This is a genomic window from Rhizobium sp. 10N427 (assembly GCF_056394605.1).
Genome location: NZ_JBFTID010000035.1, coordinates 1 through 2466 on the forward strand (window position 1 = coordinate 1; position 2466 = coordinate 2466).

At 55.4% G+C, this 2466-nt stretch carries 4 protein-coding genes; 2 read left to right on the forward strand and 2 right to left on the reverse strand.

The window, feature by feature from the left end:
- Positions 1-537 precede the first annotated feature (537 nt).
- The gene (locus tag AC1DIJ_RS30840; protein WP_112390967.1) at positions 538-1005 is read left to right on the forward strand and encodes a hypothetical protein; all 468 of its coding nucleotides are present in this window, start codon (positions 538-540) and stop codon (positions 1003-1005) included.
- 50 nt (positions 1006-1055) lie between these two features.
- On the opposite strand, the gene AC1DIJ_RS30845 is transcribed toward AC1DIJ_RS30840, so the two are convergent.
- Together AC1DIJ_RS30845 and AC1DIJ_RS30850 are read right to left on the reverse strand one after the other, a co-directional pair.
- Complete coding sequence (locus tag AC1DIJ_RS30845; protein ID WP_112390966.1) at positions 1056-1262, reverse strand: hypothetical protein; 207 nt, start codon at positions 1260-1262, stop codon at positions 1056-1058.
- 105 nt (positions 1263-1367) lie between these two features.
- Positions 1368-1676 (reverse strand): hypothetical protein, encoded by a 309-nt coding sequence (locus tag AC1DIJ_RS30850; protein ID WP_112390965.1) that lies wholly within the window; start codon positions 1674-1676, stop codon positions 1368-1370.
- A gap of 355 nt (positions 1677-2031) precedes the next feature.
- Here AC1DIJ_RS30850 and AC1DIJ_RS30855 point away from each other — a divergent pair, with 355 nt between their 5' ends.
- The gene (locus AC1DIJ_RS30855) at positions 2032-2376 is read left to right on the forward strand and encodes a DUF899 family protein (RefSeq protein ID WP_477831757.1); all 345 of its coding nucleotides are present in this window, start codon (positions 2032-2034) and stop codon (positions 2374-2376) included.
- Positions 2377-2466: the final 90 nt, after the last annotated feature.

Genomic DNA, 2466 nt, shown 5'->3' on the forward strand with positions numbered 1-2466 from the left:
TTTGCGCTCCGTTGTCCAGCGTCGCCGCCGGACGTCACCGATCATCAGATCAACCTGTCGAAACTCGTTAGACATAAGCTTATCCTCAAGCCTGTGCTTGAGCCTTCCTGCTTATGCTGAGTGTCCGGTCGAAAGTGGGGGCAGTTCACAGCATATGACCTCCAAGTATTTCTGGTTTCTGTCACACCCCTTGTGAATCGACAGTTACGGATTGCGATGAACACGGCGTCGTTTGAAGGATTCGAGTTGAATGGTTAAGGGGACGTCATCGCCTTCACCCACCGGGGGTAACTAAAGTCTCTGAACGACAGCGGCTTCGAAAAGATCGCTAAACCTCGGTTGCCGGGACGGCTAACGCAGTCAGAAAAATTCGTTCCTTAAAATGCAAGCGATCTTTCCAACGCCGAATTCATGGCCGTTATCTACATCGCTGGTCCGGTAGGACGCGCGCAACGATAAAGCTGCCCGGCTACTTGCCGAGCCTGGTGGGCCAATTCGGACGGCAAAGCACCGGCCCGCTACAAAGGAGACAGCAATTTGACGGCGGAGATCACGACCTATCTCTCTGAAACGGACAAGGTCAACAACTTGACGAAGTTGATCCGTTGTCGGCTCGCCTCCAGAGAACTGGCTAATAATTCCGATCTCGTACGACACGCCATGAGCTCTCTCAACGAGGTTGAAAATCTATGGGGCTGGGTTCCCGCACATGATGAATGGCGAGAAATACTGAAGCTCCCGATCTCGGAGATCCGCCATTTGCTGACCGCTCGGAACCAGCACATGGACAGACTGCGTATCGACAGTCCGTTTTTTCGCTTGTCTGACCATGGCCTAGACTTCACTCAGGAGGCTCAGAGACGCCGGATCTGGTGGATGGCCAAACGCCTTGCCGGAATTTCGACCCGCGACGAGCAGTGGAACAGAACGCCCGAGTACGAAGCGCAGCGCCAACTTTACTGGAAAATGCACCGGAAGTCGGCCCTTGAAGTAGCTGCGGCCTGAATTCTGAGGCGTTGGCAGTCTTGCTTCAATCCTGGCGTCGTGGTTCACCTTCAAGGACTAGCGTTGTCGTTGAACGGAAGACCTCGCGTTCTCCAGACGTCTCGAAGGGCGTCCTCGATCTCCTCGATGGATAAGTCATTAAAGTTCGCCCAGAGACCTACAGCAAGGGACTTGATGTCCACGCCAGTTTCCGGGTCACCTTCGGCATTATCGGCGAGCTGTTCGATCGCCGTTGCGAGTTCTTCGTTCTCATTCATGCGATTGCCTCGGAATGCTAATTGTTGTCGCCGTGATTCAAGGCATTACGATCGCTTCGGTTCCATACTTGTGAGCAACCTCGACTGCGTCTTGGATTCCAACATTCATGCACCGGCCATTTGACGCTTCATTATACGACCTTCGTTCAACCGAAAGCCGCATACAAAATCGAGGACCTTGGCAGAGGACATTTCGCACGGTTTGAGAATAGGCCGGTTTCCAGAAGCGAGATAGAAATTGAAGGATACGATGTCGGTCCCTCCGAGTTCGTTCGCGTAAAGCGAAGTCCGGCGTCCGTCCTCAGACCGGCGAACGGTTACAGCCCATTTCCGACCGCTGAAGGAGCCTTTGGAAAAGCCTGTGGGAAGAGCATCCAGAGCTAGCTTGAATGCTGCAGTATCAATCTTTGTCATGGCGAAAGGCACTCCTCGCAGAGGCCGAAGCAGTCCTCACCCATCGCCGCGAACTGTCCGCAGCAATCACAACGCGACGGCAATCCTCCCGGACAGGTTTTCCGCTCCGGCGGGTAGATTTCCATCATGTCGTCGTCGGCGACTTTTGCAGGGATAGGGTCGTTCATTGCACGGCTCCGGGATCCGCCTGGAGATGGTGATGCCGCCCGATGAGTCAAGGTGGATGGCTGGAGCTGGGAAAAGGACGAGAGAGAACGCAATCGCCGAATAATCGGACCGTCCTTGTCGGAAATGGACGTCGTCATACGTCTAGTAGACGTGTCACGTGGAGAAGCGAGGCAAGGGAGAAACAAGGATGAAAGAACTGAGATCCGCAAAGGAACTGGCGGCGAAACGCGCCAGCAGATTCCCAAATGAACCCGTCGACTACGCGGAAGCACGGACCGCCCTGTTGGCGGAAGAGATCGAAGCCCGGCGACATCTCACCCGGCTAGCCGAGCAGCGTATGCGGCTGCCTCCAGGCCCAGTCGTCGAGAGGGACTATCGCTTCAACGACGAGAACGGCGGCGAGGTCGGCCTGGCCGACTTGTTCGGAGAGCACGATACTCTGGTGACGTATTTCTGGATGTTCGGTCCACAGCGTGTCAATCGGCTCGCAATGTTGACCCCTTATCGGCGTCCAATATTCACCCCCCTGTAGACGATCAGCGCTTGGCCTGCCCGGCGCTGGCCGGGGTTGCAAAGGGAAGGCCAAGTGCGGGTGATGGGTATCTTCGGCTTTAGCTTTGAG